Genomic DNA, 21,177 nt, shown 5'->3' with positions numbered 1-21,177 from the left:
TCATGTCGAAGCGCGCGGCGATGGCGGCGATCCCGCTCCGCCGCGCACAGAAAGCACGGCGCGGCACTGCCAGGCCGCGCCGCAATACAACTGCCGGTAACGACACCACACCGGCACCACATCGGCACCATTTGGGACCCAAGGAGATCTGATGAGCTCGACCTTCCACAAGACGGCAATGACCGTTGCCCTGACCCTGGCCGGCCTGACCGCCGCCTCCGCCGCGTTCGCGCAGGCGCAGGAAATCAAGCTGGGCTTTGCCGGCCCGATGACCGGCGGCCAGGCGCAGTACGGCAAGGACATGCAGAACGGCATCGTCCTCGCGATCGAGGACATGAACGCCACCAAGCCCAAGATCGGCGGCAAGGAAGTCAAGTTCGTGCTGGTTTCCGAAGACGACCAGGCCGATCCCAAGACCGGCTCGGTGGTCGCGCAGAAGCTGGTGGATAACGGCATCCAGGGCATGCTTGGCCATTTCAACTCGGGCACCACCATCCCGGCGTCGATGGTGTACAACCGCGCCGGTATTCCGCAGATCGCCATGGCGACCGCGCCGGAATACACCAAGCAAGGCTTCAAGACCACCTTCCGCATGATGACCTCCGACACCCAGCAGGGTTCGGTGATCGGGGCCTTCGTGGTGAAGAAGCTGGGCGCGAAGAACATCGCCATCGTCGATGACCGCACCGCCTACGGCCAGGGCCTGGCCGACGAGTTCGAAAAGGCCGCCAAGGCCGCCGGCGGCAAGATCGTGCGCCGCGAGTTCACCAACGACAAGGCGGTGGACTTCAAGGCCGTGCTGACCAACATCAAGCGCAGCAACCCGGACATCATCTTCTACGGCGGCGCCGAGACCCAGTCCGCGCCGATGGCCAAGCAGGTCAAGGAACTGGGCATCAAGGCCCCGCTGGTGTCGGGCGAAATGTCCAAGACCGACAACTTCCTGAAGCTCGCCGGTCCGGCCGCCGAAGGCACCGTGGTGTCGCTGGCCGGCCTGCCGCTGGACCAGATGCCCGGCGGCGCCGCGTACGAGAAGAAGTACGAGAAGCGCTTCGGATCGAAGGTCCAGACCTATTCGCCGTACGCCTATGACGGCGCCACCGCGATGATGACGGCCATGGTCAAGGCGGGCTCGACCGACCCGGCGCGCTACCTGCCGGTGCTGGCCGCGACCAACATGCAGGGCGTGACCACCAAGACGCTGGCGTATGACGCGCGCGGCGACCTCAAGGACGGCGGCATCACCGTCTACAAGGTCGTGGGCGGCAAGTGGACGGTGCTGGAGACGGTGGGCGGCAAGTAAGCCGCCGGCCGCGCCTGGCGCATACGAAGAACGCTGCCTGCGGGCGGCGTTTTTCTTTTCCGGATGCCGGCGCCGGGCCAGACCCCGCCGGGCCAGACCCAATCCGAGCCCCGCCATTGGCGCATAATCCCGCACTCGCACTTTTTAAAACCATAGGAGCAGTACGTGTCCCAGCAGGAAGCCAGCTACGACCACGCCATCGGGCTAGCCAACCAGGGGCGCTTCGCCGAAGCGCTGCAGATTGCCGACCAGTTGTCGCTGGCGCGCCCCGAGGTGGTGGATTTCGTCACGCTGCGGGCGCGGCTGCACTTTGACAGCGGCGATGCCAACGCCGCGCTGGCGGTGCTGGACGAGGCGCTGGCGCGGCTCGACACGCTGCCGCTGCAGCCGCCGCACCGCTGGGTCTCGCGCGGGGTGATCGCGCACCGTTACGGCGCCATGCTGATGAGCCTGGGCCGCGATGCCGAGGCCCGCCCGTGGCTGCACGAGGCCGCGCAGCGCAGCGGGCTGCTGACGGGCGAGTGGGCCGCGCATTTCCACGCCGGCCTGGCGGCGCTGCGGCTGGGCGATATCGCCGGCGCGGCGCGCTACTGGTACGACCTGATGGTGCGCAACCCCGACCTGGGCGCCGACGATATCGCACCGCTGGTGTCGGACTACATCGCCCGCACCGAGGCCGCCGGCGTGCCGGCGGAGCCGCTGATGCGCGTCTGCCTGGGCCGGGTCGCGCTGGACAACTCGCATCTGCTGGAGCTCGATGCCGCGGCCGGCGATGCCGTCGCCGCCGACCAGGCCGCGCGCGTGCTGGCCGAGCACCCCGACCATCCCGAGGCGCGCCGGCTGCGCGCGCCGCTGCGCCATGGTGTCGGCGACCTGCAAGGCGCGCTCGACGACCTCGGCGTCTACCTGCGCCAGGTGCCCGACCCGCAGAGCCAGGTACGCGAACTGGCCTGGCGCCACCAGCTGGCACAGCGCGGGGACAGCACCGGCGCCGCCGCCCCGGCCGAGCGCGAGCCGTGGCTGCGCTTTACGCTGACCGACCAGTGTGACGACGGCGCCGGCTACTACCGCGCCGCAATGGCGTTGGGCGAGTTCATTGACGACGTGCCCGCCGCCGAGGCCGCGCTGCGCCCGCTGCTGGTGCAGGCAGGGCGCGCGGGCGTGGCGCGCTTCGACCAGTACTTCGCCACGGGCCAGGGCGATGCCGCCGGCCATGGCGGCAATGCCGACCCCCATATCTATTCGCTGCTGTGCCGGCTGCTGGCGCGCAGCCTGCCGGCCGACGCCGCGCATGCCGACGAGCGCATCGCGCTGCACCGCCAGGGCATGGCCGCGAGCGAGTTCATCGAGCACTGGATCGACCTGCTCGACTGCCACGCCGATGCGGGCCAGCACCAGAAGGTGGCGGAACTGGCGGGCGAGGTGCTCAACCGCTACCCGCTCGAGCGCAACCCGGCCGACGTGACCTGGGCCTTCAGCCGCATGATCGCCGCCTGGAAGGCCATGGGCGGCGCCGAGCCGACCGAGGCCGCGCGTGCCGCGATGGCGCACATGGATGCGCGCCTGGACGCGCTGCCGGTGGAAGCCCGCAGCGAGGCCGCGCACCCGATGGCGCATGCGCGTGCCTACTATGCCGCGTTGCTACAGGCCCGCATGGCAGGCATGGACGAGCACGACCGCACCGATGCGCTGGCCGAGATCGAGGCGCAGCAGCGGCGCGCGCTGCTGGTGGAAGATGCGTGGCTGTACAACCGTTTCGGCCAGGTCTGGCGGGACCTGGGCGAGCCCGAGCGCGCACTGCCGCTGTTCGAGCAGGCGGTGGCGCTGACCGAGGGCGATCCGCTGGACCAGGCCGGCCCGCGCGTGCAGCGCGGCCTGGTGCACAACGCCGCACGCCGCCACGATGCCGCGCTGGCGGACTTCGTCGCGGCCTTCGCCGTGCGTGACGACTGGGACGCCGAGGTGTACCTGCGCGCGGTGCAGTCCGCACTCGGACAGGGCCAGCGTGAAGCCGCGCTCGGCTACTTCGACCAGGCGCGTGCCCGCGGCGCCGCGCAGGGCGCCACGCGCACGCTGTACGGGCAGGTCGAGACGGCATTGAAGGCGACCCGCCCGGTGTGGAAGATGTGGGGCGTCTGAAACGTCTCCCGCGGCCCGCGAATCGGCTGAAGATGTAAGGAATGTAAAAAACGCCATCCGCAGATGGCGTTTTTTACGTGAAGATAGCCGAAATAAGACGCGCGTTTGGTGCGCTGTCGGACAATCACTGACATGGATTGTGAAGTGCTTACATTACCATGTCGCCATGAATGGACTGAGCCAACTTTTTCCTAGCCTCCCGCTCGCGCCCGGCGGCCTGTTCTGGGTCGGACTGGCCCTGGTCGGCGCCGGCCTGGCGGGCGAGCTGAGCCGGCGCTGGCTGCGCTGCCCGCGCATCGTCGGCTACGCCGCGGCGGGGCTGTGCGCCGGCATGCTGGGCCGCGGCATCGTCGACGAGAACATGATCAACCAGACCCGTATCCTGATCGATATGGCGCTGGCGCTGGCCCTGTTCGAACTCGGGCATCGACTCTCGCTGACCTGGCTGCGCGCCAACCGCTGGCTGCTGCTGACCAGTGCCTTTGAAAGCCTGCTGACGTGGGGGCTGGTGGCGGCGGTGCTGCAGTGGATCGGCGCCTCGCCCGGGGTGGCCATCCTCGCCGGCGGCATCGCGGTCAGCACCTCGCCCACCATCGTGCTGCAGCTCAAGAACGAGCTGCGCGCCGACGGGCAGGTCACCGAGCGGCTGCTGGCCATGGCCGCGCTCAACAGCATCTATGCCGCCGCCATCGTGCAGGTTGCTACCGGCTGGCTGCATTCGGAATACGGCAACCTGGGCGCCGCGCTGCTCCATCCGCTGTACCTGCTGGTGGGCTCGTGCCTGCTGGCCTGGGTGGTGGGCAAGCTCGGCCATGCCATCTACGACCGCATGTCGGCCGACGACCACTACAGCTTCCTGGTGCTGGTGGGCCTGGTGCTGTTCACGCTGGCGCTGACCCGGGTACTAAAATTGTCGATGCCGCTGACGCTGATGCTGGCCGGCGTGGTGTTCAAGCACCAGGACAACCAGCCGCATGTGTGGCCGCCGCATTTCGGCAGCGCCGGCAGCCTGCTGATCATCGTCATGGTGGTGTCGCTGGGGCTGCCACTGACGGCGCAGGACTGGGCCGTGGGCGGCGTCTACGCCATCGCGCTAGTGGTGCTGCGCCACGTTGCCAAGCTGGCCGGGGTGGTGTCGCTGGGGTCGTTCTCGGGCCTGAGCCTGCGCCAGTGCATGGCGCTGGGGCTGGCGCTGGCGCCGATGTCGGGCCTGGCCTACCTGCTGATGCATGACGTCGCGCGCCTGTACCCGGGCACGGGACAGCCGCTGGCGGCCATCATCCTGTGCGCGCTGGCTATCGAACAACTTTTCGGTCCCGTGATCGCGGCCTGGGCGCTGCGCTACGCAGGCGAAGTCCGCGTCGATATCCGGGCCAATGGAGGAGGGCGCTGATGTCGCTCGAACCGTTCAAGCAATCCGAGGCGCTGACCTTCGGCGTCGAGCTGGAGCTGCAGCTGGTCAACCGGCACGACTACGACCTGGCGCCGTTCGCGCCCGACCTGCTGCGCGCGCTCAAGGGCGCCGAGCATGCCGGCGACATCAAGCCCGAGATCAGCCCGTCGATGATCGAGATCAGCACCGGCATCTGCCACAGCTACCAGCAGGCGCTGGAGGAGCTGACGGTGATGCGCGACCTGATGGTGGCGGCGTCGCACTCGCTGAACCTGGGCATTGCGGGCGGCGGCACGCATCCGTTCCAGCAATGGTCCGACCGCACCATCTCCGATTCGCCGCGCTACCAGTACATCTCCGAGCTGTACGGCTACCTGGCCAAGCAGTTCACCGTGTTCGGCCAGCACGTGCATATCGGCTGCCCCAGCGCCGACGAATCGCTGTTCCTGCTGCACGCCATCGGCCGCTATGTGCCGCACTTCGTCGCGCTGGCGGCGTCTTCGCCCTATGTGCAGGGCGTCGATACCGGCTTTGCCTCGGCGCGGCTGAACTCGGTCGCGGCCTTCCCGATGAGCGGGCGCGCGCCGTTCCTGCTGACATGGGATGCCTTCACCGCGTACTTCGAGAAGATGCGCAACACCGGCGTGATCGAAAGCATGAAGGACTTCTACTGGGATATCCGCCCCAAGCCGGAGTTCGGCACCATCGAGGTCCGCGTGATGGACACGCCGCTGACGGTGCAGCGCGCCTGCGATATCGCCGCGTATATCCAGATGCTGGCGCGCTACCTGCTGCTGTCGCGCCCGTTCATGCCGCAGGAAGACGACTACCTGGTGTACACCTTCAACCGCTTCCAGGCCTGCCGCTTCGGGCTGGAGGGCGAGTACGTGCACCCCAACGAACTGACCCGCATGCCGATCGCGGACCATATCCTGTCGATCTGCGACGCGCTGGTGCCGCATGCCGAGGCGCTCGGTTCGCTCGAGGCGCTGGCCAATATCCGCGCACTGGCCGCGCGCCGCGACGGCGATGCCCACTGGCTGCGCCAGGTCGACGCGGACGCGCGCAGCCAGCGCGAAACCGTGCGCAAGGCCTGCGACCGCTGGGCAACATAACGTCGCTTCGCCCCCCGTCAGCGCTGCTGGCGCGGCAGCAGGAAATCCAGCGCGTCGCGCCACCAGCCCGCGTCGACATGCCCGGTCCAGTCGTTGTGGCCGGCGCCGTCGATCACCGCCAGCCGGCGCGGTTCGCCCAGCGACGCATGCAGCGCTTCGCCGAAGCGCGCCGGCACGATGGTGTCGCGTTCGGCCACCGCCACCATCACCGGGCGGCCGAAGCTCGCGAGGTTGGCCGCGCTGTCGTAGCGGTCGCGCAGCACCCAGCCGGCCGGCAGCCAGGGATAGTGATGCGAGGCCAGGTGCGCCAGCTTGTCCCATGGCGTGATCAGCAGCACGCCAGCGACGCTGTCGCGTTGGCGCGCCGCCGCGGCCGCCGCCACGCCGGCTCCCAGCGATTCGCCGATCAGCAGCAGCGGGCCGTCGAACTGGCGCCGCGCCAGCATGATCGACTGTTCCGCGTCGGCGACGAAGCTGCGCTCGCCCAGCGTGCCCGGGCGCGGCCCGTACCCCGGGTACTCGGCCAGGATCACGCGCACGCCCAGCGGCGCGAGCGCGCTGGCGTAGTAATCGCGATGTCCGGCATGTCCGGCGTTGCCGTGGAACACTATCGCGGTGGCGCGCACCGGCCCGCGCGGCTCGGCCACCAGGCCGCGGAAGTCGTCCGGACCGGGCCACGCGCGCAGCCCGGCCGAGACCATGTCGTCGACCGAAGCGCGTTCGGGGAAATAAAGGAAGTGGTCCTGCAGCATGGCGATCGCGGCAAGTCCCGCCAGCGCCGCGGCCAGCCAGCGCCACAGGCGTGCCCGCGCCGGCCGTGGCGGCGCCGCGGGTGCCGTTGCGGCGGGCAGCACGCTGGCAGGCATGGCCGTGTGGCTGGCGCGGCTAGGCGCCGGCGTACACCGGCTCGCAGCGCACTTCGGTCCTGACCGAGTTGGCAATAAAGCAGGCCTCGTGCGCGGCGTGGTGCAGGGCGTCGAGCTGTTCGCGCGTCGGCTCGCGCTCGCCGCCGAACGTGACCTGCGGGCGCAGCGTCACCACCGTCATCGCCATGCGCCCGTCGGCGTTCTTTTCCATCACACCGGTGGCCGCGTCCAGGTAGCGGTCGACCACCAGGCGCTGCTTGGCCGCAAGCGACAGGAACCACAGCATGTGGCAGCTCGACAGCGAGGCGATGAACATCTCTTCCGGGTCGACCGCGCTGGCGTCGGACATCGGCAGCGGCACCACGTGCGGCGACGACGAGCCGGGCACTTCGGCGCCGCCGTCAAAGCGCAGCACATGCCGGCGGCTGTAGCGGTTGCCGGCGAAATCCTGTTCGTCGCGTTGCCACAGGACTTCAGCGGTGTAGGTGGACATGCAGGGACTCCTGGGGTTGGGGAAAGAATTCAGGCGCCGTGCGGCACGATCTCGCCATCGCGCAGGCCGAGGCGCTGGTTGGCCGGCACGGCGACATCGATCAGTTTGGGGCGCGGCAGGTTCAGGTTGCGCATCATCTCGACGAACTGCTCGCGCGTGCGGCCGGCGACGCGGCTGTTGTGCGCGCGTTCATGGCCGATGGTGGACACGGTGCGGCCCTTGTAGTCATGGGCCGGATAGACCAGCGTGTCGTCGGGCAGCGCGAACAGCTTGCGGGTCAGGCTGTCGTACAGCGTGCCGGCGTCGCCGGACTGGAAATCGGTGCGGCCGCAGCCGTCGATCAGCAGCGCATCGCCGGTGAAGACGCGGCGCACGATGCCGTCGGCGGTGGCTTCTTCCCACAGGTAGCTCATGCTGCCGGCGGTGTGCCCGGGCGTATGGATGGCGCGCAGCAGCTGCTTGCCGAAGGCGACGGTATCGCCGTCGATCAGCTGCTTCTGTGCGGGCTTGATGTCGCAGCCTGACGGCGCCGCGGTATGCGCGCCGGTCTGCAGCGCCAGGTGGCCGGCCGAGGTGATGTGGTCGGCATGGGCGTGGGTTTCGATCACCCACGCCAGGCGCGCGCCGGTCGCTTGCAGCAGTTGCAGGTCGCGCTCGAGCTGGTGGTCGACCGGATCGATCAGCAGCGCGTCCCCGGTGGCGGCGTCGATCAGCAGGTAGGTAAAGGTGGACGAGGTCTCGTCGAACAGCTGGTGGAAGGTCTGCATGGCCGTCCTCTTGTTGTTTGGCCGGGGAACGCCGCCATGATACGCCGCACCGCCGCTAGCACTCCACGATATTCACCGCCAGCCCGCCGCGCGCCGTTTCCTTGTACTTGGTCTTCATGTCGGCGCCGGTCTCGCGCATGGTCTTGATCACCGAATCGAGCGACACGTAATGCGTGCCGTCGCCGCGCAGTGCCATGCGCGCGGCATTGACCGCCTTGACCGACGCCATCGCGTTGCGCTCGATGCACGGGATCTGCACCAGTCCGCCAACCGGGTCGCAGGTGAGGCCCAGGTTGTGCTCCATGCCGATCTCGGCTGCGTTCTCCACCTGTGCCGGGCTGCCGCCGGTGACCGCGGCGAGTGCGCCGGCCGCCATCGAGCAGGCCACGCCGACTTCGCCCTGGCAGCCAACCTCGGCGCCGGAGATCGACGCGTTGAGCTTGTACAGCAGCCCGATCGCGCCCGCGGTCAGCAGGAAGTCGACCACGCCCTCGCGGTTTGCGCCAGGCACGAAGCGGTCGTAGTAGTGCAGCACCGCCGGGATGATGCCGGCCGCGCCGTTGGTCGGCGCCGTGACCACGCGCCCGCCGGCGGCATTCTCTTCATTGACGGCGATGGCGTACAGGTTGACCCAGTCCATCACCGAGAGCGGATCGGACAGCGTGCGCTCGGCGCGCTCGGTCAGGCTGCGGTACAGCTCGGGCGCGCGCCGCTTTACCTTGAACGGCCCCGGCAGTTCGCCGTCGGTGCGGCAGCCGCGCGCCACGCAGGCCTGCATCACGTCCCAGATATGCAGCAGGCCGTTGACCACGTCGGCCTCGCTGCGCCAGGTCAGTTCGTTTTCCAGCATCAGCCGGGCGATGCTCTTGCCGCTGGCGCTGGCCATCCCGAGCAGTTCCTTGCCGCTGCGGAACGGGTGCGGCAACTGCTGCGCGGCGTTGAGCACCTGCGTATTGGGCGCGCCGGCGGTGACCACGAAACCGCCGCCGACCGACAGGTAGCGCGCCTCGCGCAGCGTGGCGCCAGTGCCATCGAAGGCGTGGAACTTCATGCCGTTGGGATGCTCGGCCATGGCCTCGCGCCGGTAGAAGGCGATGTGCTCCTTCTCGACGAAGGGCACGATGTGACGGCCCAGCAGCGACAGCTCGCGCGTCTGGCGCAAGGTGGCCAGGCGCGTGTCGATGGCATCGGGATCGATGGTGTCGGGGGCCTCGCCCATCAGGCCCAGGATCACGCCCTTGTCGGTGCCGTGGCCCTTGCCGGTGGCGCCGAGCGAGCCGTACAGCTCCACCCGCACGCTGGCGACTTGCGGCAGCAGCCCGTCGCGCTCCAGCCCCTGCGCGAACATCAGCGCCGCGCGCATCGGCCCCACGGTGTGCGAACTCGATGGGCCGATGCCCACCTTGAACAGATCGAATACGCTGACTGCCACGGACGGCCTCCAGATTGACGCCGGACCAGGCCGGCGGGCGCCGCGTTGCGCGGCGCCCTGAGTACAGCTTAGCTTGTGGCCGGGGTGCCGGCTCAGTCCACCACGTAGTCGCTGACCGGCACGCAGGCGCAGAACAGGTTGCGGTCACCGTACACGTTGTCGGCGCGGCCGACCGGCGGCCAGTACTTCTGCGTGCGCAGCGACGCCACCGGGTAGGCGGCTTCCTCGCGCGTGTACTGGTGGGTCCACTCGTTGGCGGTGACCACCGCGGCGGTGTGCGGGGCGTGCTTGAGCGGATTGTCCTCGCGGTCGAAGGTGCCGTCGGCAACGCGGCCGATTTCCTGGCGGATCGCGATCATGGCGTCGATGAAGCGGTCCAGTTCATGCAGCGCTTCGGACTCGGTCGGCTCGATCATCAGCGTGCCCGGCACCGGGAAGCTCATGGTCGGCGCGTGGAAGCCGTAGTCCATCAGGCGCTTGGCCACGTCTTCATTGCTGATGCCGGTTTCCTTCTGCAGCGGGCGCAGGTCCAGGATGCACTCGTGCGCGACCAGGTCATGCTGGCCGGTGTAGAGCACCGGGTAGTACGGCGCCAGGCGCTTCGCGACATAGTTGGCGGCCAGGATCGCGTTCTCGGTCGCCGCGGTCAGGCCGGCCGAGCCCATCATCGCGATATACATCCACGAGATCGGCAGGATGCTGGCCGAGCCGAACGGCGCCGCCGACACGCCGCCGATGCCGCGCTCGTCGCGGCGATAGCCGACGCTGTCCTGGTTGGGCAGGAAGTCCGCCAGGTGCGCGCCGACCGCAACCGGGCCCACGCCCGGGCCTCCGCCGCCGTGCGGGATGCAGAAGGTCTTGTGCAGGTTCAGGTGCGACACGTCGCCGCCGAACTGACCCGGCGCGGCGGTGCCGACCATCGCGTTCATGTTGGCGCCGTCCACATAGACCTGGCCGCCGTGCTTGTGCACGATGTCGCAGATCTGCTGCACGCCCTGCTCGAACACGCCGTGCGTGGACGGGTAAGTGATCATGATCGCAGCCAGGTTCTTGCTGTGCTGCTCGGCCTTCTGCGCCAGGTCGTCCAGGTCGACGTTGCCGTTCTCGTCGCAGGCCACCACCACCACCTTCATGCCGGCCATCTGCGCCGACGCCGGGTTGGTGCCGTGCGCCGAGGACGGGATCAGGCAGATATCGCGATGGCTTTCGCCGCGGCTGGCGTGGTAGGCGTGGATGATCAGCAGGCCGGCGTATTCGCCCTGCGAGCCGGCGTTGGGCTGCAGGCTGACGGCGGCGTAGCCGGTGGCGGCGCACAGCATGGCCTCGAGCTGGTCGATCATCTCGCGGTAGCCGACGGTCTGGTCCAGCGGCGCGAACGGGTGGATCTGGCTGAACTCGGGCCACGTCACCGGGATCATCTCGCTGGTGGCGTTCAGCTTCATCGTGCACGAGCCCAGCGGGATCATGGTGCGGTCCAGCGCCAGGTCCTTGTCGGCCAGCATGCGCAGGTAGCGCAGCATCTCGTGCTCGGCGTGGTGGGTGTTGAAGACCGGGTGCGTCAGGTAGGCGCTGGTGCGTGCCAGTGCCGGCGGGAAGGCATCCTGCGCGGCGGCCTCGAGCTGGTCGAAGTCGACTTCGGCGGGCAGCGGCTTGCCCTGGGTAAAGATCTCCCACAGCGCGATCACGTCGGCGCGGGTGGCGGTCTCGTCCAGCGAGATGCCGACGCGCGTGGCGCCGGCATGGCGCAGGTTGATGCCGCGCGCGGTGGCGGCGGCATGGATCGCATCGGTGTTGAAGCCGGTTTCCAGCGTCAGCGTGTCGAAGAAGTTGTCGTTGGTACGCGCGAAGCCGAGCGCCTGCAGACCCGCGGCCAGTGTCGCGGTCAGTCGATGCACGCGTTGCGCGATGCGCTTCAGGCCCAGCGGGCCATGGTAGACCGCGTACATCGACGCCATCACCGCAAGCAGCACCTGCGCGGTACAGATGTTGGAGGTGGCCTTTTCGCGGCGGATATGCTGCTCGCGCGTCTGCAGCGCCAGGCGGTAAGCCTTGTTGCCCTGCGCATCGATGGTCACGCCGACCAGCCGGCCCGGCATCGAGCGCTTGAACGCATCCTTCACCGCCATGTAGCCCGCGTGCGGGCCGCCGAAGCCGAGCGGCACGCCGAAGCGCTGCGAGTTGCCCACCGCCACGTCGGCGCCCCATTCGCCCGGCGCGGCGATCAGCGTCAGCGCCAGCAGGTCGGCCGCGGCGACCACCAGGCCGCCGGCTGCGTGCACGGCGTCGGCGATGGCGCGGTAGTCATTGATGTCGCCGTTCACGCCCGGATACTGCAGCAGCACGCCGAAGGCGCCCGCCGCGGCAGCGTCGGCGGCGGGGCCGACCTTGACCTCGATGCCCAGCGGCAGCGCGCGCGTGCGCACCACTTCCAGCGTCTGCGGCAGCACGTCGTCGGCGACGAAGAAAATATTGGAGTCGTGCTTGTTCACGCGCTGCAGCAGCGTCATCGCCTCGGCCGCGGCGGTGCCTTCGTCGAGCATCGACGCATTGGCGATGTCCAGCCCGGTCAGGTCGGTGACCATCTGCTGGAAATTCAGCATCGCTTCCAGCCGGCCCTGCGAGATCTCGGGCTGGTAAGGCGTATAGGCGGTGTACCAGGCGGGGTTCTCGAAGATATTGCGCAGGATGACGCCGGGCGTGATGGTATTGAAGTAGCCCTGGCCGATAAAGCTCTTCAGCACCTTGTTCTTGCCGGCCAGCGCGCGCAGCTTTGCCAGCGCGGCCTCTTCGCTGAGCGGCTCGGTGAACTCGCCCATCGGCATGCCGTCGCGGCGGCGGATGGCGGCGGGGATGACGGCGTCGATCAGCGCGGCGCGGCTGTCATAGCCCAGCACCTTCAGCATGTGCTGCTGCTCGGGGGTATCGGGGCCGATATGGCGGGCGGCGAAGGCGTCGCGCGCCTCCAGTTCGGCCAGCGAGGGCCGGTTTGCTTGGGCGGCGTTCATGGGAAGCGGGGCGTTCATGGGCAAGAACCTCGTGGGTAGCGCTGCGGCAGGTGGTCAGCCGTGCCGCGGCGCTGCAATTTCGCTTGTCGTTCCCGCCTGCGCGGGAATGACGAAAATCAGGCGCCGACGCTGGCCTTGTAGGCGTCGGCCGACATCAGGCCGTTGACGTCGTCGCCGTTGGCCGGCTTGAGCTTGAACAGCCACGCGTCGAAGGCGTTGGCATTGACGCTTTCGGGCGCCGCGGTGGCGGCCTCGTTGACGGCGATCACTTCACCGGCCACGGGTGCGTAGATGTCGGAAGCGGCCTTCACCGACTCCACCACGGCCAGCGCGTCGCCGGCACCGACCGACTTGCCCACTTCGGGCAGCTCCAGGAAGACGATGTCGCCCAGCGCGTCCTGTGCGTGGTCGGTAATGCCGATGGTGAGCGTGCCGTCGGCTTCGACGCGCACCCACTCATGCGACTCGGTGTACTTGAGGTCAGCGGGGAAATTCATGAAGGTTCTCCGGATTCAGATCTGTTTCTTGTTTGGGTGATGCCTGCCCGGCAACGCTGCCGGCAGGCGAGGGCGACCGTTGGGTGAGCGGGGCTTTCCCCTTAGCTCACGAGTGCCTTGCCATGACGCACAAACGGCAGTTTAACCACAGTCGCGTTGAGTTTGCGGTCGCGGATCTCTACCTGCACGGTGCCGCCCACGTTCACGCCATGGGGGAGGCGTGCGAAGGCGATCGATTGCGACAGCGAAGGGCTGAAGGTGCCGCTGGTGATTTCGCCGTCACCGGCGGGCGTGATGACTTTCTGGTGGGCGCGCAGCACGCCGCCTTTGTCGCGCAGGATCAGGCCGAGGAACTGTTGCTGTTGCCCCTTGGCCGCCAGCGCCGCCTTGCCGGTGAAGTCGCGCTCGCTCTGCAGGTCGACCGTCCACGCCAGGCCTGCGTCCAGCGGCGAGACCTTGATATCCATGTCCTGGCCGTACAGGTTCATGCCGGCTTCCAGGCGCAGCGTGTCCCGCGCGCCCAGGCCGGCCGGGCGCACGCCCGCGGCATTCAGTTTTTCCCACAGGCCGGCGACACTGGCGGCCGGCACCACCAGCTCGAAGCCGTCTTCGCCGGTGTAGCCGGTGCGCGCCACCATCACTTCGCCGAGGGCGGGGTCCTGCACCACCACGGCGTTGAATGGCTTGAGCGCATCGGAAGGCTGGGTCGACGGGAAGGTGCTCCACACCTTGGCGCGGGCGTTGGGGCCCTGCACCGCGACGATCGCCAGCGGCTCCACGCCCGCGGGCGCAACATCTTCACGGCGCGGCGTGATGGTCACGCCGCTGCCGGTGGCGTCGTTGCGGGCGCGGATCCAGTCGATATCGCCCACCGCGGTGCCGGCGTTGACGACCAGGCGGAAACGGTCCTCGGCAAAGAAATAGACGATCAGGTCGTCGATGACGCCGCCGTTCACGTCGAGCATGCAGGAATAGAGCGCCTTGCCGGGGGTCTGCAGCTTGTCGACATTGTTGGCCAGCAGGCCGCGCAGGAAGCTGCGGGTATTCGGGCCGGCGAGATCGACCACGCACATGTGAGAGACGTCGAACATGCCCGCATCGTTGCGCACGGCATGGTGCTCTTCGATCTGCGAGCCATAGTTGACCGGCATGTCCCAGCCGCCGAAGTCGACCATGCGGGCGCCGAGGGCGCGGTGGATAGCGTTGAGGGGCGTGGCCTGGAGCGTCATGGAATCCTCGGGGGCAGTCTCGGTTGGCGAAAACAAAAAGGGGTCATCCGCCGCAACCATCGCTACGCCAATATGGCAAGCAATCCGCTGCGGCGGATGACCCCTCTGTCCTCGATACCTGAGAGATTACGAGGCGGATCCGGCGGACCCCATCCTCGCGCGCCCCTTCGGTGGGCACGCTCGCCACGAATGGCGGGTGCCGCTCTCCAGAGTGCGGCATGCATCGTGTGCATGTTGCATGCCGATCCGACCGGTCCGTGGTGCCTGAGAGTTTTCGGGTGATACCCCTTCGGCGGCGCAGGCGATGCGCGCTCTCCCGGTCGGATGCGCGCAATGTACGGGAGGGCCCGGCCTTTGTCAAACCACGGCAAAGGCCGCCGTACCCGCCGCTGCGCGCCCAGTATTTACTTCTTCTTGTCGTCGGTGACGACGTTACCGATTACGCCGCCCACTGCCGCCCCGCCCAGCGTACCCAGCGCGCTGCCGTCGGTCAGCACCGCGCCGCCCACCGCGCCGGCACCGGCGCCGATGGCGGTATTACGTTGCTTCGGGGTCATGTCCGCGCAACCGGCAAAGGCCGCGACCGTCATGCCGATCAGGGTCACCTTGGTCAAAGTTTGCAGGGTTTTCATTGTTGGCTCCGATGTGATGATTTGTGCATGCCCAAGCGACCCGGCGGATCGGGGGACACACTGTTTAGAGTGTCGCGTTATGTCATTGGCTCCGCGCTTTACGAAGTGTTACGCCGGTGACACGGCCGGGCCCTTGCGCGCGGCTTCCGCTGACTGACCCGCCTCGGCGAGCGTGTTAACATCGGCAGCTTTGCCGCAGGCCCGGGTGACGGGATGCCGGCAAATTCCGCCGCATTCCGTCGATTCCGCCCCCCAAACGCCTGCCCCGCATGACCCATGGCCTGAACCCCGCCCAATCCGAAGCCGTCCGCTACCTGGACGGGCCTTGCCTGGTGCTGGCCGGCGCAGGCTCCGGCAAGACCCGGGTGATCACGCAGAAGATTGCGCATCTGATCGAGGACAAGGGCTTCGAGCCGCGCCATATCGCCGCCGTCACCTTCACCAACAAGGCGGCCAAGGAAATGCAGGAGCGCATCGCCAAGCTGATGGAGGGCAAGACCACGCGCGAGGGCAAGCGCATTCCGCTCAAGCAGCTGACGGTCTGCACCTTCCACTCGCTGGGCGTGCAGATCCTGCGCATGGAAGCCGAGCACGTCGGCCTGAAGCCGCAGTTCTCGATCATGGATTCGGACGACTGCTTCGGCCTGATCCAGGAGCAGCTGGGCACCACCGACAAGAAGCTGATCCGCGGCGTGCAAAGCACGATCTCGCTGTGGAAGAACGGCATGGTCGATCCCGAGGCCGCGATCGCGCAGGCCACCAATGCCGACGAGCACCAGGCCGCGCTGGTCTACCGCAACTACGTCGCCACGCTGAACGCTTACCAGGCGGTGGATTTCGACGACCTGATCCGCCTGCCGGCGGAACTGTTCGCGGGCAATGAAGCGGTGCAGCTGAAGTGGCAGAACCGCCTGCGCTACTTCCTGGTCGACGAATACCAGGACACCAACGCCTGCCAGTACCAGCTGCTCAAGCTGCTGGCCGGCGGCTCGCACCTGCGCGCGCCGGCCTTCACCGCGGTGGGCGACGACGACCAGGCCATCTATGGCTGGCGCGGCGCCACGCTGGACAACCTGCGCGGGTTGCAGACGGACTTCCCCAACCTGAAGGTGATCAAGCTGGAGCAGAACTACCGCTCCACCGTGCGCATCCTGGAAGCGGCCAACGCGGTGATCTCCAACAACCCCAAGCTTTTCGACAAGAAGCTGTGGAGCGAGCACGGCATGGGCGACCCGATCGCCATCCACCCGATGAACGACGAGGAGCACGAGGCCGAGTCGGTGGTGTTCCGCCTGTCCGCGCACAAGTTCGAGCGCCGCGCGCAGTTCCGCGACTACGCCATCCTGTACCGCGGCAACCACCAGGCGCGGCTGTTCGAGCAGATCCTGCGGCGCGAGCGCATCCCGTACGTGCTGTCGGGTGGCCAGAGCTTCTTCGACAAGGCCGAGATCAAGGACATCTGCGCCTACCTGCGCCTGATCGCCAACCCTGATGACGATCCCGCCTTTATCCGCGCCATCACCACGCCGCGGCGCGGGGTTGGCAACACCACGCTGGAAGTGCTGGGCACCTTCGCCGGCCAGGCCAAGGTCTCGCTGTTCGAGGCGGCGATGATGGGCGGCATCGAGGGCAAGCTGCAGCCGCGCCAGCTGGAACCGCTGCGCGTGTTCTGCGAATCGATGGTGCGGCTGGCCGACCGCGCGGCCAAGGACCCGGCCACCGAGGTGCTCGACGACCTGATGGCGGGCATCCACTACGAGGCCTACCTGTACGACAGCTTCGACGAACGGCAGGCGCAGTCGCGCTGGACCAATACCCTGGAATTTCTTGACTGGCTCAAGCGCAAGGGCACCAAGCCCGAGGGCGCCGAAGGCGAGGAAGCCACCGGCTTCGACACGGCCGACGGCTTCGGCAGCGACGGCAAGAACCTGCTGGAACTGACCCAGACCGTGGCGCTGATGAGCATGCTCGAAGGCCGCGAGGAAGACCCCGACGCGGTGCGGCTGTCCACGCTGCATGCGTCCAAGGGGCTGGAGTATCCGCACGTGTTCCTGGTCGGCGTGGAGGAGGGCATCCTGCCCCACTGCCGCGAGGACGAGGACATGAGCGACGAGAAGATCGAGGAAGAGCGGCGCCTGATGTACGTGGGCATCACGCGTGCGCAGCGCAGCCTGCATGTCAGCTGGTGCAAGAAGCGCAAGCGCGCGCGCGAGACCTACTCGTGCCAGCCGTCGCGCTTTATCGGCGAGATGAAGCTGGAAGAGGCGCCGGCACCGGTCGACGCGACCCCGGCGATGAGCCCCAAGGACCGCCTCGGCGCGCTCAAGGCGCTGCTCGGGAACGGGGGCAGCGGCGGCAAGGCGGCCGCCGGCTGAGCCGCACGCGCGCGATCGAAGCCCTAGCGCGCGCCCGACACCGCCAGCGTGACGTACTGCGAGCCGCGCTGCCCGCGCGTGAAGTCGAGCGTGAAGTCGCCCACGTCGACGCGGCTCTGCAGCGCGCGCCGCAGTTCCGCCGCGCCGCCCGGCCGCGCACCCTGCAACGCGCGCGCCAGCCAGGCCGCGCCGATATAACCGGCCAGCGTCGCCGGAGACGGCGGCTCGTCCAGATACTGCTTCATGCGCGCCACGTGTTCCTTCACCACCCGCAACGTGGCCTGCTGCGGGCCCGGCGCGACCTGGGTCAGCACCATCCCGCCGGCGTAGCCGCGGCCCAGGATCTCGCGCGCGGCATTGGCGCTGACCGCGGACAGGCCGACCAGGAAGCCGTACCACCCTTGCGCCGCCAGCGCCCGGCCCAGTTCGGCATAGGCCAGGGTGTCGCCGGCGACGATCACCGCGCCCGGGCGCGTTGCCGCAATGCGCCGCGCCGCGGCTTCGCCATTGCCTTCCAGCAGCACCGCGCGGGTGCCGGCCTGCGCTTCCAGCCTGGCCAGCGGCGACACCGCAAAGTCCGGCGCCACAGCCAGCGCGATCTGCGTCAGCCCGTAGCCGCGCAACTGTTGCGCGGCGGCGTCCAGTTCGGCCTGGTAGTCGGCCCGCGTGAACCAGACATTGTCGGCGGCCAACGCCAGCCCTGACAGCGGCGCGACGATCTGCATGCCGCGCCGGGCCAGTTCGGTTGATGACGCCAGCACGGGCAGCAGCCGGTCGCCGGGACCGAACAGTAGCCCCGCATGTTCGGTGTCGGCCAGCGACACCGCCTGCGCCAGCGCGCGGCGCGGATCCGGATCCGCATCGCGCACCAGATGCTGGATCCGCACCGGGCCGCCGCCGGCGTTGACGGCGTCGAACAGGACCTTGGCGCCGGCCAGGTAATCGCGTGCCAGGTCAGACTGCGCGCCGTGGCGGTCGACCAGATGCCCGACCACCACCGTACGCGGCGCCTGCGCCAGCGGGGCAAACGCAGGCAGCGCCAGCACCAAGCCGGTCGCGGCAAGCAGCCGGCGTCGGCCAGGGTGTGCCGGTGGCTCGTCGCGCAGCGGTGGGTGCGGGGTGGGCGTATCGGGTCGGCGGGAACTTGGCATGGCTGGGGCGGTGTCGGATCGCGCGCGGGCGCGGTGGCGCGCAGCGTACCCGGCACCCATGACGCCAATGTGACCTACGCGCGCGTGTCAGCCGGGACGAGGCCGGTGGCCTCAGGCCCGTGCTTGACGGCGGTCAAGCTGCGGGCGCCGGCGCGGTCCTACGATGACGTGTCGCACACCCACGTCCCCCGCGCCCCCCAATGAACCCGTCTGCCATGACTTCCCCCGCGCTCGACCGCCGCGCACTTTCCGACTTCCGCGCACTGGCCGGGCGCATCGACGGCAACGGCCCGCGCTATACCTCATACCCGACCGCCGACCGCTTCCACAACGGGCCCGACCTGTCGCTGTACCACGACGCGCTGGACGCCTGCCGCGCCGACGCGCCGGCACCGCTGTCGCTGTACCTGCATATCCCGTTCTGCGAGAACATCTGCTACTACTGCGGCTGCAACAAGATCATCACCCGCGACCACGGCCGCAGCGCGCGCTACGTCAGCTACCTGGGGCGCGAGATGGCGCTGGTGGCGGAGCGGCTGGGCGAGCCCCGGCAGGTGATCCAGTCGCACTGGGGCGGCGGCACGCCGACCTTCCTGAACGAAGAGGAAATGCGTCGCGTGATGGCGCTGCTGAATACGCACTTCACGCTGGCGGCCGATGGCGAGCACTCGATCGAGATCGATCCGCGCCGCGTCGACCGGGACCGCATGGTGCTGCTGGCCGAGCTGGGCTTCAATCGTGTCAGCCTTGGCGTGCAGGATTTCAACCCCGAGGTCCAGCAGGCCATCCACCGCATCCAGCCGTTCGAAGAGACCCGCGCGGTGGTCGACGCCGCGCGCGCGCTGGGCTTCCGCTCGGTCAGCCTGGACCTGATCTACGGGCTGCCGCACCAGACCGCGGCGCGCTTCGGCCGCACCATCGACCAGGTGCTGGCGCTGCGGCCCGACCGGCTTTCGGTCTACAGCTATGCCCACCTGCCGCACGTGTTCAAGCCGCAGCGCCGCATCGACGAAAGCGCATTGCCGCCGGCCGGCGAGAAGCTCGACATCCTGGTCTCGACCATCGAGCGGCTGACCGCCGAGGGCTATGTCTATATCGGCATGGACCACTTCGCGTTGCCCGACGACGACCTCGCCGTGGCCCAGCGCGAGGGCCGGCTGCAGCGCAACTTCCAGGGCTATTCGACGCACGCCGGCTACGACCAGGTCGGCCTCGGCATCTCGGCAATCGGTGCGATCGCGGGGCGCTTCGTGCAGAACGCGCGCACGCTCGACGACTACTACGGCGCGCTCGACCAGGGCCGCCTGCCGCTGGCGCGCGGCGTGGCGATGACGGCCGACGACGACCTGCGGCGCGAGATCATCGGCGACCTGATGTGCAATGGCGTGCTCGAACTTCCGGCGATCGAAGCGCGGCATGGCATCGATTTCAACCGGACGTTTGCCGCGGAAATGGCCGACCTCGACCACCTGGCCGCCGACGGGCTGGTACGCTGCGAGCCCGGGCGCATTACCGTGACGCCGCTGGGCCGGCTGCTGGTGCGCCGCGTGGCGATGGTGTTCGACCGCTACTTGCGCGACGACGCAGCCCGGCCCCTCGACAGCGGCGCGCGCGCCGCCAACGACGGCACCCAGCCGATCCGTATCGTGCCGCGCTACTCGCGCGTGGTGTAGCGCCAGGGATCGTTGCCGGACTGGGCCGGACAACAAAAAACCCGCGCACTGCGCGGGTTTTTGTTTGCGTCGGGCCGACTTACTTGGCGGCGTTAGCCATGTAGTCCGACGCGGCGATCACGTCGGCGTCCGGGCCGGCATAGCCGCCCTTGGGAGGCATCACGCCCTTGCCCTTGAGCGCGAAGTTGTGGACCGCATCCATGCCTTCCTTCAGGCGCGGCGCCCAGGCGGCCTTGTCGCCGAACTTCGGCGCACCAGCCACGCCGGCGGCGTGGCAGGCGGCGCAGACCTGCTCGTAGACCTTCTTGCCCACTTCGGCCGAGGCAGCGGCCGGCGCGGCAGCTGCGGCGGCCGGAGCGGGAGCGGGAGCGGCAGCTGCAGCCGGAGCCGCCGCAGCGGCAGGGGCCGGCGCTGCAGCGGCAGCCGGGGCGGCCGCTTCAGGGGCAGCGGCCGTGGTCGGCGCGGCAGCGGCCGGAGCCGGGGCCGGCGGCTCGGGGAACTTGGCGCCGCCGGCGTCGGCCAGGTAGACCACGGCGCGGGCCAGCTCGTAGTCGGTGTAGTCGTCAGGCGTGCTGCCGGCGCGCGGCGGCATCGCGCCCTTGCCGTTGAGCACCGACTTCATCAGGCCGTCGAAGCCCTGGCCGATACGCGCGGTCCAGTCGGCGGCGGTACCGTGCTTGGGCGCACCCGCCGCGCCGGTGGCGTGGCAGGCGGCGCAGATCTCCTTGTAGACCTGTTCGCCGGTCTTGAACACGCGCGGCGCGTTGGGATCCTTGATTTCGAGCGAGGCGACCGGCTTGATGCGATCGTTGACGGCTTCGGCGGCGGTACTCGCGCCGGCGCTTTCGGTCGAGCCGTGTCCGACGAAGTTGACCAGCAGGATGATCACGATGATCGGCACCAGGAACGCCGCGATCACGACTGCGATCAACTGCTTCGGGGTTTTGATGGGAGATTCGTGCTCGGGGTGTTCGTTGTGGACGTCGCTCATACAGAACTCTCAGTTTTGCAGGAAACCTTCTGGCCGCTTACGCTCGGCTTGCTTTTTCTGGCCCTGGTGTGGCCCTTCGCTGACCACTATCCGGCCCCATCCGGACCGCCCGCGCT

The 21,177-nt window shown here is 68.7% G+C and carries 16 protein-coding genes and 2 riboswitches; of the genes, 6 read left to right on the top strand and 10 right to left on the bottom strand.

Annotated elements, in window-relative coordinates:
- Positions 1 to 151: 151 nt before the first annotated feature.
- The 4 genes from ACEI37_RS26840 to ACEI37_RS26825 all read left to right on the top strand — a co-directional run bounded on the left by ACEI37_RS26840 (position 152) and on the right by ACEI37_RS26825 (position 5,950).
- Positions 152 to 1,303: a branched-chain amino acid ABC transporter substrate-binding protein gene (locus ACEI37_RS26840; RefSeq protein WP_373378816.1), complete on the top strand. Its 1,152-nt coding sequence runs from the start codon at positions 152 to 154 to the stop codon at positions 1,301 to 1,303.
- A gap of 165 nt (positions 1,304 to 1,468) precedes the next feature.
- A complete protein-coding gene (locus tag ACEI37_RS26835) occupies positions 1,469 to 3,442 on the top strand; it encodes a tetratricopeptide repeat protein (protein ID WP_373378815.1) in 1,974 nt (657 codons plus the stop codon).
- Between the two features lie 166 nt (positions 3,443 to 3,608).
- Positions 3,609 to 4,835: a cation:proton antiporter gene (locus ACEI37_RS26830; protein ID WP_092316751.1), complete on the top strand. Its 1,227-nt coding sequence runs from the start codon at positions 3,609 to 3,611 to the stop codon at positions 4,833 to 4,835.
- The gene (locus tag ACEI37_RS26825; protein ID WP_373378814.1) at positions 4,835 to 5,950 is read left to right on the top strand and encodes a YbdK family carboxylate-amine ligase; all 1,116 of its coding nucleotides are present in this window, start codon (positions 4,835 to 4,837) and stop codon (positions 5,948 to 5,950) included. The genes ACEI37_RS26830 and ACEI37_RS26825 overlap by 1 nt, the downstream gene beginning before the upstream one ends.
- 17 nt (positions 5,951 to 5,967) lie before the next feature.
- Here ACEI37_RS26825 and ACEI37_RS26820 read toward each other — a convergent pair whose 3' ends face one another.
- From ACEI37_RS26820 to ACEI37_RS26785, 8 genes are all read right to left on the bottom strand, one after another.
- Positions 5,968 to 6,816: an alpha/beta hydrolase gene (locus tag ACEI37_RS26820; RefSeq protein ID WP_373378813.1), complete on the bottom strand. Its 849-nt coding sequence runs from the start codon at positions 6,814 to 6,816 to the stop codon at positions 5,968 to 5,970.
- A gap of 19 nt (positions 6,817 to 6,835) precedes the next feature.
- Positions 6,836 to 7,309 (bottom strand): OsmC family protein, encoded by a 474-nt coding sequence (locus ACEI37_RS26815; protein ID WP_373378812.1) that lies wholly within the window; start codon positions 7,307 to 7,309, stop codon positions 6,836 to 6,838.
- Between the two features lie 29 nt (positions 7,310 to 7,338).
- A complete protein-coding gene (locus ACEI37_RS26810) occupies positions 7,339 to 8,076 on the bottom strand; it encodes an MBL fold metallo-hydrolase (protein ID WP_373378811.1) in 738 nt (245 codons plus the stop codon).
- Positions 8,077 to 8,131: 55 nt separating this feature from the next.
- Complete coding sequence (locus ACEI37_RS26805) at positions 8,132 to 9,508, bottom strand: L-serine ammonia-lyase (RefSeq protein ID WP_373378810.1); 1,377 nt, start codon at positions 9,506 to 9,508, stop codon at positions 8,132 to 8,134.
- A gap of 92 nt (positions 9,509 to 9,600) precedes the next feature.
- On the bottom strand, positions 9,601 to 12,531 hold the full coding sequence (gcvP, locus tag ACEI37_RS26800; protein WP_373378809.1) for an aminomethyl-transferring glycine dehydrogenase: 2,931 nt from the start codon (positions 12,529 to 12,531) through the stop codon (positions 9,601 to 9,603).
- Positions 12,532 to 12,629: 98 nt separating this feature from the next.
- Positions 12,630 to 13,010, bottom strand: a complete 381-nt coding sequence (gcvH, locus tag ACEI37_RS26795; RefSeq protein WP_018006183.1) for a glycine cleavage system protein GcvH — start codon at positions 13,008 to 13,010, stop codon at positions 12,630 to 12,632.
- A 101-nt stretch (positions 13,011 to 13,111) separates the two neighbouring features.
- Positions 13,112 to 14,239, bottom strand: coding sequence for a glycine cleavage system aminomethyltransferase GcvT (gene gcvT, locus ACEI37_RS26790; protein ID WP_373378808.1), 1,128 nt, complete (start codon positions 14,237 to 14,239; stop codon positions 13,112 to 13,114).
- A 95-nt stretch (positions 14,240 to 14,334) separates the two neighbouring features.
- Positions 14,335 to 14,459: riboswitch (glycine riboswitch) on the bottom strand.
- A 21-nt stretch (positions 14,460 to 14,480) separates the two neighbouring features.
- A riboswitch (glycine riboswitch) is annotated at positions 14,481 to 14,568 on the bottom strand.
- A 75-nt stretch (positions 14,569 to 14,643) separates the two neighbouring features.
- Positions 14,644 to 14,871 (bottom strand): glycine zipper 2TM domain-containing protein, encoded by a 228-nt coding sequence (locus ACEI37_RS26785; RefSeq protein ID WP_012354259.1) that lies wholly within the window; start codon positions 14,869 to 14,871, stop codon positions 14,644 to 14,646.
- A gap of 269 nt (positions 14,872 to 15,140) precedes the next feature.
- On the opposite strand from ACEI37_RS26785, the gene ACEI37_RS26780 reads away from it, so the two are divergent.
- On the top strand, positions 15,141 to 17,246 hold the full coding sequence (locus ACEI37_RS26780; protein ID WP_373378807.1) for a UvrD-helicase domain-containing protein: 2,106 nt from the start codon (positions 15,141 to 15,143) through the stop codon (positions 17,244 to 17,246).
- A 23-nt stretch (positions 17,247 to 17,269) separates the two neighbouring features.
- Here the strand turns inward: ACEI37_RS26780 and ACEI37_RS26775 are convergent, their stop codons facing one another.
- Entirely contained in the window at positions 17,270 to 18,397 is a 1,128-nt protein-coding gene (locus tag ACEI37_RS26775) for an ABC transporter substrate-binding protein (RefSeq protein ID WP_373378806.1), read from the bottom strand.
- 200 nt (positions 18,398 to 18,597) lie between these two features.
- Between ACEI37_RS26775 and hemN the strand changes: the two genes are divergently transcribed.
- A complete protein-coding gene (hemN, locus tag ACEI37_RS26770; protein WP_373378805.1) occupies positions 18,598 to 20,070 on the top strand; it encodes an oxygen-independent coproporphyrinogen III oxidase in 1,473 nt (490 codons plus the stop codon).
- 79 nt (positions 20,071 to 20,149) lie between these two features.
- On the opposite strand, the gene ACEI37_RS26765 is transcribed toward hemN, so the two are convergent.
- Positions 20,150 to 21,061, bottom strand: coding sequence for a cytochrome c5 family protein (locus ACEI37_RS26765; RefSeq protein WP_373378804.1), 912 nt, complete (start codon positions 21,059 to 21,061; stop codon positions 20,150 to 20,152).
- Positions 21,062 to 21,177 lie beyond the last annotated feature (116 nt).

The sequence above is a fragment of the Cupriavidus nantongensis genome, assembly GCF_041726985.1.
In the GTDB taxonomy this organism is placed as follows: Bacteria; Pseudomonadota; Gammaproteobacteria; order Burkholderiales; family Burkholderiaceae; genus Cupriavidus; species Cupriavidus nantongensis_A.
This window is presented reverse-complemented; position numbering and strand designations above follow the sequence as displayed.